Below are 8474 nucleotides of genomic sequence, written 5' to 3'. Positions count from 1 at the left end.
CTCCACCCCCAACGCATTCGGCGAGGCCTGCACCTGACAGGCGCTGACCACGAAACAGCGGCCTTCGTGGGCGATGTGGCGCATGCTGACCTGCCACATCTCGCGCTCGTCCACGGTCGGCGCGCACCAGACCTCAACGCCTTTGGCATACATCGCCGTGCGCAACAGTGGCATCATGTTTTCCCAGCAGACCACCGCGCCAAGCTTGCCGACTTGGGTGTCGAACACTGGCAGCGTCGAGCCGTCACCCTTGCCCCAGATCAGTCGCTCGGTGCCGGTGGGCATGAGCTTGCGGTGTTTGCCGAGCAGCCCGGCCTGCGGATCGAAATACAGCACCGTGCAATACAACGTGCTGCCGGCGCGCTCGATCACGCCGATCACCAGATTGGCCCCGGTGCGCGCTGACAATCCGGCCAGCGCGTCGGTTTCGGCGCCGGGCACATCAATGGCGTTGGCAAAATAGCGCGCAAAGGCCTCGCGCCCCTCGGGCAGTCGATAACCCAACTGGGTGCCGAAACCCTCGCCTTTCGGGTAACCACCGAGCAGGGCTTCCGGCATCACCACCAACGCAGCACCGGAGTCGCGGATTGCGTCTTCCCAGCTCAGGATCTGTTCAAGGGTTTCGCCTTTGCCACCGGGCAAGGCACCGATCTGCAACGCCGCCACTATGGATTTGGCCATCATGTTTACTCCATCAGGTTCAGGTGTTGCTGATTCTCCAGCGTCGCGCGATCATGAATAAAGCCCTGCCCACTGCTGAATGATATGAGCCAAATGAATATCGCCGACATCGACCTCAACCTGCTGAAAGTCTTCGAAGCGCTGCACGAGGAATCCAGCGCCAGCCGCGCCGCCCTGCGTCTTGGCGTAACGCAGTCGGCGGTCAGCGCGGCGTTGCGTCGTTTGCGTGAGGTGTATGGCGATCAGTTGTTCGTGCGCACCGGGCGCGGTCTGGCGCCGACGCTGCAAGCCAATCAGCTGAAACCGGTGATCAGCGATGCCCTGAACAAATGCCGGCAAAGTCTGGCCATGCTTGATCCTGCGGCCAATCAATACGACGGTCGCTCGGTAGCGATCGGTCTGTCAGATGATTTTGAAATTGCCTACGGCCGCCGCCTGATCGAGGAAATCGCCCGTCGTGCGCCGAAGCTGCGGCTGATATTCCGCCAGACCCACAGCCAGATCGTCGCCCGCGCGCTGATGGAGCGCAGCATCGACCTGGCGATCACTGCCGGAGGATTTGCCGAGCGCCTGCTCAGCCGTCAGGTGTTGGGCGAAGGCGACTATGCGTGTCTGGTCGACCCGGCCAGTCTTGCGCCGGGCCAGCAGCAGATCGAATTGCAGGAGTTTGTCACCCGCGAGCACATTCTGGTGTCGTCGGGCGGCTTTATCGGCATCACCGACGAGGGTTTGGCCGCAGTGGGTTTGGCCCGGCGAGTCTGCGCGTCAACCACGCATTTTGCTGCGCTGCCCTTTCTGCTCAAGGGCAGTCAGGCGGTGGCGACGATCCCGGCCCATGCCGCCGCAAGTATCGCGGCGCTGAGCGGGCTGGCGCTGCTGCCCTGCCCTCTGGCTTTACCGCGCTATCCGGTGGAACTGGGCTGGCGCACCAGCACGCAGATCGATCCGGTGCTGGTCAAGGTTCGTGAGGCGATTGCCGCCACGTTCAGCCAGGGGTGAAACGGATTATTTGTTCGCCGCCATCAGGCGATTGACTTCACTGCGCACCATGTTGGCGAACTCCGGCGGCGACATGCCGTCCAGCTCGGCGCGGACCCACTCGGCCCATTTGCCCTTGCGCTTGGAGCGCTCCCCAAACAGGCGCGCGGCTTCGCCTTTGGCTTTGCCCAGATTGTTCTGCCAGAGCTCGAACAGACGGGATTTCTCGTCTTCCAGCGCTGCGCGCTCTGCGAGGGATTTGTCGGCCAGATTGAAACTCATGGGGATTTATCCTGCTGCGTAAAATGGCGACATCTTACACGCTCGACACAAATCTCCGGTGCAGGTTTTTCCCTTGTCCGCGAATGACATGCAACTTTTCGCCTGCCGCTACACTCCATTGGTCACTGTCCATTCACCTGCAAGGAGTCACCCAATGGCCCGTAAAACCGCCTCGCAAGCTGCCGAAGAGCAAATCAAGGATCAAGCTTTCAGCGAGCTTCAGGCTCTGATCGAAGAATCGGACAAACTGCTCAAGAGCAGCGCTTCACTGGTAGGCGAAGAAGCAGAAACGCTGCGCGCACAAATTGCCCAGAAGCTGCAGCTGGCACTGGATTCGGTGTCCAGCGTGCGCGACCGCACCAAACCCGCTGTTGAAGCCACCGAGAACTACATCGGTGGCCACCCTTGGCAAACCGTGGCGATTTCCGCCGGTTTCGGCCTGGTGGTGGGCTTGCTGCTCGGCCGTCGCTGAGTTCCAGCGCCACAAAAAAAAGCGAGCCTTGCGGCTCGCTTTTTTATGCCTTGTGCAAACTCAGTCCCCCGCCAACTCCCGCAACTGCCCCAGGGTCTGTTCATCCAGCGTAATGCCCTGCGCTAATGAGCGGGCACGCTGCAAATGCCGCCGATCCCCCGGCAAACGCTTGAGCCCGACCCCGTGCATCTGCCGCACCAGTTCCTCGCTGCGCTGGGCGAAGTTCTGCCCCGCCGCTTTGCTCGGGTCGATGACGATCAACAGCTGGCCGGTCCATGGCGTCTTCGCGCCGGGATGGTTGGACCAGTCAAACTCGAATGAGAAATTGCCGCCGGTCAATGCCGCCGCCAGCAACTCGACCATCATCGACAGCGCCGAGCCTTTGTGCCCGCCGAACGGCAACAATGCGCCGCCTTCGAGAATCGCCTTGGGGTCCTGGGTCGGTTGGCCGAGGCTGTCGACCCCCATGCCGACCGGGAGTTTTTCCCCCTTGCGCGCGGCGATCTGCACATCGCCATGGGCAATGGCGCTGGTGGCCAAGTCAAAAACAATCGGCGCGGCGTTGGCCCTTGGTGCGGCGAAGGCAATCGGATTGGTGCCGAACAATGGCCGATCAGCGCCATGGGGCACCACGCAGGTCATGCTGTTGACCACGCTCAGCGCGACCAGACCTTCGTCGGCGAAGGGCTCGACATCCGGCCACAAAGCAGCGAAATGATGCGAGTTGCGAATCGCCAGCACCGCGATCCCGGCATGACGCGCCTTCTCGATCAGCAGTGGTCGGGCCGCTGCCAACGCTGGCTGGGCAAAACCGTTGCCGGCGTCAACCCGGACAAACCCCGGCGCGACGTCTTCAACCTGGGGCACCGCATGGCCATTGACCCAACCGCTTTTCAGCGTCGAGACATAACCGGGGATGCGAAACACGCCATGACTGTGAGCGCCGTCGCGTTCGGCGTTGGCGCAGTTGGCGGCCAGCACCCGGGCGACTTCGCTGGAAGTGCCGTGGCGCAGAAAAATCGTTTCAAGCAGTTGCGTCAGTGCCTCGAGGGACACTGTGGACGAGCCATGATCGTGTAGCGCAGACATCTGAAGCTCCAGAATGATTATTGGAGGGAACAACAGCGTACGGTCGAATTTGCCCACCGATTAACCGCGCCCGAGCTGCCAGCTGTCAACCCTTCGATTGATCGGCATCCGCTGGCGCGCCCTGATGCACATTTCACTGTCAGCGTGTGCGGTAACTATCTACCGCAAGTGCTCCAGTCTGCGCATCTACTGTTGAGTTCCAGCCCGATGGCGCCCCGTTCAGAGTTGCAATGATGTCCACCCCGACTGCCCCGCTGTTGTTTCCAGTGATATTCGATTCACCCGGCCTGCATGCTGCCCTGGGTCCGGCACACGGTCTCAACAGCAAAGACTTCGACTGGCTTGCCCATGCGCAACTGGCGACGCAATCGCTGCGCAACAAGCAGACCCCGCCGATGCTGGCCGAACGCATCCTGCTCAACGCCGACAAGCAACAGGCCGTGCCGCTGGCGGGCAGCTTCATGCTCAGCGCAGGGCCGGATGACAACGGCGTGTTTCTCTATACGCCCTACGATGGCCTGAAAAAATTCGCTGACCGCCAAGCACTGACGGACGCCCTGCAGACACGCCTCGACAATGCCGGGGAAGCTGATGATCTGCTGGCTTTCCTCTCGGTTTCGCTGCGCAAGGAACTGGTGGAAAAACGCGGGATTACCCTGACCTGCGAAACCATCGAAGGTGATGTGTTCGAGGACCAGCAAGCGGCTATCGGCGAATCCCTGGAGAGGTGCGCCCGTGACCTGCTGGACGAGCTCAAACGCCTGCCATCCCTTGCAACGTTGCTGGAAAAGATTCTCGACGAACTGCTCGAAGCGCATTTTGCCGCGTTGCAACAGTCGCTAACCCGGGTCGGTTTTTATTCGACGTCCTCCTCTGCGGACAAACAGTGGGTCGACTCGCTGTCGCTCAGTGAGGCGCTGCTGCTGCACTTTCATCGCCAAGGCTGGCCGCACGGTCAGACCGTGGAATTTACCCATCCTGCTCGTCCGGTCAGCGAAGACGATCAGTCTGCCTGGACCCATGCGATCGAGTGCGCATCGGGAAAATTGACCATGCTGTTGTTTCGGCAGCTTGAGATCTATTGGAATGGCGCCTCATTCGAGGGCTCGCCCAGACGTACTTTCTTCAGCCAGACGCTACAGGATCAAGCGCGAGCCGATCTGATGATCAAGCGCGAAACGCAGATCCTCACTGCCAGCGAATTCGACGCCCTGCACTGTCTGGTCCGTGAGCCAAGCGTTGCAGTGCGGCGGCCAACGTTCGAAACCGTGTGCCTGAGCGAAGAGACAGCCTGTGTCGAGCTGGCCGGTTCGCTGATGATCAATCATGACAAGGCTTATCTCTATACGCCCAGCCAGGGCCTGCAGGTGCTCACCGATTACGCCGACCTCAAACAGACACTGACCGCCAAACTGCGAGCTGCCGGGCACGAAGATGAGCTGTACGGGCTGATGAACCTGCAAGAGCGCAATCGCTACCTTGGCTTCGCTAACGCACAGGTATCCGGGGAAAACATTGGCGGTGAGATCATGACGACGCTGTTCGAGACCATCATCACCAAACAACGCCAGAACATTGAATTCGTGTTGCAGCGCTTTCGTCAGAGCAAACGCACCACCGATATCCATGCACTCTTTGATAAGGCATTGGATATCCGCTCGATGATTCATGAACGATTGCTCAAGCTCGATCTCAATCAGCGCTGGAGTACCCGTCCGTTATTCACCAGCACTCCGCCATCGTCACTCGTGCAAGCGGACAAGGCTGCGCAGCAGGCGACGAGTCTGGGACGGACGCTGGATAATCTGACCAGCCACTTCAAAGACCAGCCGACCGGCCACGGCGGCGAACAGCGGGTCTTTCTCGAGGGCATTCTCTGGAAGCTGGCGCAGGCGTTCGAAGATGGCCTGCGCGGTGAGGCCTACCTGCGCAGTCTCAGCGGGTCATGGCTGGAGGCGGAGCGAAAGATCGTCGACACCGTGTTCGATGCCACGCATCCGACACGCAGGGAGCGCCAGTCACTCAATGGTTTTCGCCCCGATGCCTGGTCGCTCACCCTCACCTGTGCCGAGTTCAAAGGTGCATTGCCGCTCGCTCACTGCGTGCTCCTGACCGAGCGCGGCGGCATGGATGACCAGCATTCCGGACGCGCCATCCTGTGGACACCGGCCACTGGGCTGGAACAGTTCGAGAATATCGCCGTCGCGCAGAAGCAATTGCAACAACGCCTGGATGACAACAACCAGAGTCATACGCTGCTGGAAAATCTGCCAAGGGCTCAACGTCGACTGGACCTGCAATACACCCTGGGCAGTTTTCAATTGATTGAAGACCGTGTTTCCAGCAATCGCATGCAATCGGGCATTGAACACTTCCTGGCCGACTCAGAAGAGCTACGCGTGTGTATCAAGAACCAGGGCACGTTGCAGACTTACCTTGAGCAAATGAAAAGCGCGGTGATCGATACCAATCTGCGCCGCGCCGTTGACCTTGCCCGAACCCTTGCCAGTCATCTGGATTATCCCGACTGGTTGCGCATGGCCTCGGCGACCGAGCAGCGCACGCAACTGGCGTTGCTGGATGAACTGCGCCGCGCGTTCATCGACGGCAAGGATTTCCTCGATGAGGCCCCGGCGCTGGCCACTCATATCGAGCAGACACTCAAGACACTGCTCGATGCGCGATTTCCAGGCAACGGCCTCAAGCCACAGGACATCCGGATCACCCCCAACCTGACACTGGCCGGCCCTGCCTGTGACTTGCTGGAGTTTGCCTTGCATCACTACAACGTCGTGCAGGACAGCGGTTTCAAAGTGGCATCGACAACAGCGACGGCACTACCGAAGGATTTTGGCCAGTCCGCCGTACGGCAACTGCTGCAATCTCTCGACGTTGCCACTACCTACACCGCAAAAGTGACCGAAGCGCTGACAGCTGATAGCGCGTCAGCACGCCTCAGCAAAGAACGGTTCTTGCGCCAGCTGCCCTGGCAATTGATGCAGCACGCCCACTCGATGAAGTTGCAACAGCAACTCTCCGATACCGGCTACGACTATATCTGCCAGGTCCTCGATATGCCGGACGGGATAGCGCGGGCGATGGTCGACGGTGTTCACGCCATCGCTTGTCCGCTATCGTTGATCAAGACTTCAGGCGCTGATTGCGTAGACGCGCTCGGACTGTATGTCTTCGGTCCGGGCGCAGGGCAAACAGGTCCCCGGGTCCTTTATGCGCCTTACTCAAGATGGATATTTCGCGAGTTCGAGAACGAAGCGCAGTTGATCGAAGCACTCAATACCCCCGGCCACTTTCAGGACTTGCTCATCCGGCGTCTGCCTGACGCGCAGCAGGCCGTATTCAAGAGCCTGTTGAAAACAACGATCGGCAAAAACAGTGAAATCACCCTTCATGACTCCCCCATAAAGGGCAACGTGCTTGAGCGGTTGCACAAAGACACCCTGAGTCTTCTGCCACAAATGCTGCGCAGCCAACCACAGATCAACGCCCAGGCAGATTGGGAAGCAGTGAAGTTTCTGTTCAGCCACGGCGTCCGCCTGGTGCCGCACGTGTTGCCGGGCAAACTCGCCTGCGGATTTTTCCTTTGGCGCAGCTATCAGGATTTCAAGGCCTCCGCTGAAGGCCTGCAGGATCACCACTGGGCGAACGCCCTGAAAAGCTTCATTGCAGGGGCGATTACCCTCTTCAGCCTGGGACGTCTATCCTGGGAAAACGAGGCAGAAACGGTCAGTACCGAATTCGCCGCAGAGGCGCACGCACCTGAGGGTACAGCCACGACGGTGCAAGCAGCCTCTCGCTGGGCAAAAGTGTCACCGGTAACGCCCGCCCGCGTGGATCTGCAGCCCTTCGAGAGCAGTACGGCACTGGAAAGCCTCAAGCTCGATGCCAATAAGCTGGTCTATGGCGATTCGTCGACGACGCAGAAATACGCCGCCATTGCCGGCAAGGTGTATCCGACGGTCCAGGTCGAAAAGACCTGGTATTTGCGCAAAAAAGACGGCAGCCAGGGGCCGGCACTCGAGGAGAAAAATTCCCGTCTGGTCGTCGCAAGCACCAGCCAGCAGGTGTATCGCTGCCGGTCAAAAAAACGTGACCCTGTGCAACACGAAGTCGAGGAAAACCGTTCCATAGAAATGTATATCCAGGCCAGAGGCATGGCCCAGATCAACCGTCGCTATCCGGCCAGGGCGTTCGTGATACAGCAAGCGGTAATTCGTGCAAGAGAATACGCAGTCAATTGTCTGCATAACTACGTTACACAGCGCGACAACCTTACGGGCACGCGGTTAGAGACGGTTTTAAAGGAGTTCTTCGAGGTGTCGGTAATAACGCCTACGCTGCTGAGGAAATTCGAGAAGGTGATTATTCCTGTTTGCCGAGAACTGACGAACCCGAAAGACGATCTGCTCTACACCGAACGCTTTTTTACTGGTCTGAACGGACCTGGCAGCGGCAATACCGTGGCATTCGTTTTCAAACAGGACAAACGAAAAATCATTCATCTCACTGAGCTGTTTTTCAACCCGGGACTGGATAAATACACTGCGCATTTGCCCCCTCGGTTCAATGTTGACTCCCATGCCCGCGCTGTAACGCTGATCCATGAGCTCTCGCATCTGGTTTGCGACAGCGACGATCTTGTCGCCGTGCAGGCCATGGCGCCTTATCTGGACCTCATCGATACGAGGACGACCTCGGGCAAACATGCCAAGGAATCTATTGAACGTCATCGCAGCTTATTGTCGCGCTACGGCAAGCATTTGTTTGCGGTAAAGACCGGCAAACAGGTCTGGACCGACCTGGACAAAGTACCCGCGCATGCCGGCAATTACCAAAAAATCCTCAGCCTTACCAACACCACAAACCTTGCAGATGCACGCCTGGCGTTTTGCCGCCCTGATTCTGCAGATGCAAGGATTGACGTCATGCTCGCCAACGCCGATTCGATCGCATT

6 protein-coding genes are annotated in these 8474 nt (G+C 59.1%); 3 read left to right on the top strand and 3 right to left on the bottom strand.

Annotated features, from left to right (window positions below):
- On the bottom strand, nucleotides 1–681 hold a 681-nt coding region (locus OQK_RS24055; RefSeq protein WP_038862136.1), incomplete at its 3' end, for a nitrilase-related carbon-nitrogen hydrolase.
- Nucleotides 682–765: 84 nt separating this feature from the next.
- Here OQK_RS24055 and OQK_RS24050 point away from each other — a divergent pair.
- A complete protein-coding gene (locus OQK_RS24050; RefSeq protein WP_016774662.1) occupies nucleotides 766–1680 on the top strand; it encodes a LysR family transcriptional regulator in 915 nt (304 codons plus the stop codon).
- A 6-nt stretch (nucleotides 1681–1686) separates the two neighbouring features.
- Here OQK_RS24050 and OQK_RS24045 read toward each other — a convergent pair whose 3' ends face one another.
- Nucleotides 1687–1941 (bottom strand): hypothetical protein, encoded by a 255-nt coding sequence (locus OQK_RS24045; RefSeq protein WP_003224595.1) that lies wholly within the window; start codon nucleotides 1939–1941, stop codon nucleotides 1687–1689.
- Between the two features lie 154 nt (nucleotides 1942–2095).
- Between OQK_RS24045 and OQK_RS24040 the strand changes: the two genes are divergently transcribed.
- Nucleotides 2096–2413, top strand: a complete 318-nt coding sequence (locus OQK_RS24040; RefSeq protein ID WP_016774661.1) for a DUF883 family protein — start codon at nucleotides 2096–2098, stop codon at nucleotides 2411–2413.
- 60 nt (nucleotides 2414–2473) lie between these two features.
- Here the strand turns inward: OQK_RS24040 and OQK_RS24035 are convergent, their stop codons facing one another.
- A complete protein-coding gene (locus tag OQK_RS24035; RefSeq protein WP_016774660.1) occupies nucleotides 2474–3502 on the bottom strand; it encodes an Ldh family oxidoreductase in 1029 nt (342 codons plus the stop codon).
- A 233-nt stretch (nucleotides 3503–3735) separates the two neighbouring features.
- Here OQK_RS24035 and OQK_RS30625 point away from each other — a divergent pair.
- A partial coding sequence (locus OQK_RS30625) for a dermonecrotic toxin domain-containing protein (RefSeq protein ID WP_038862134.1) occupies nucleotides 3736–8474 on the top strand: 4739 nt, incomplete at its 3' end.

The sequence above is a fragment of the Pseudomonas sp. R62 genome (assembly GCF_000257605.1).
GTDB classification, from domain to species: domain Bacteria; phylum Pseudomonadota; class Gammaproteobacteria; order Pseudomonadales; family Pseudomonadaceae; genus Aquipseudomonas; species Aquipseudomonas atacamensis.
This window is presented reverse-complemented; position numbering and strand designations above follow the sequence as displayed.

Coding starts and splice junctions, on each gene's coding strand:
- OQK_RS24035 (WP_016774660.1), bottom strand. CDS start 3,502: ATGTCTGCGCTACACGATCATGGCTCGTCCACAGTGTCCCTCGAGGCA.
- OQK_RS24050 (WP_016774662.1), top strand. CDS start 766: ATGAGCCAAATGAATATCGCCGACATCGACCTCAACCTGCTGAAAGTC.
- OQK_RS24045 (WP_003224595.1), bottom strand. CDS start 1,941: ATGAGTTTCAATCTGGCCGACAAATCCCTCGCAGAGCGCGCAGCGCTG.
- OQK_RS24040 (WP_016774661.1), top strand. CDS start 2,096: ATGGCCCGTAAAACCGCCTCGCAAGCTGCCGAAGAGCAAATCAAGGAT.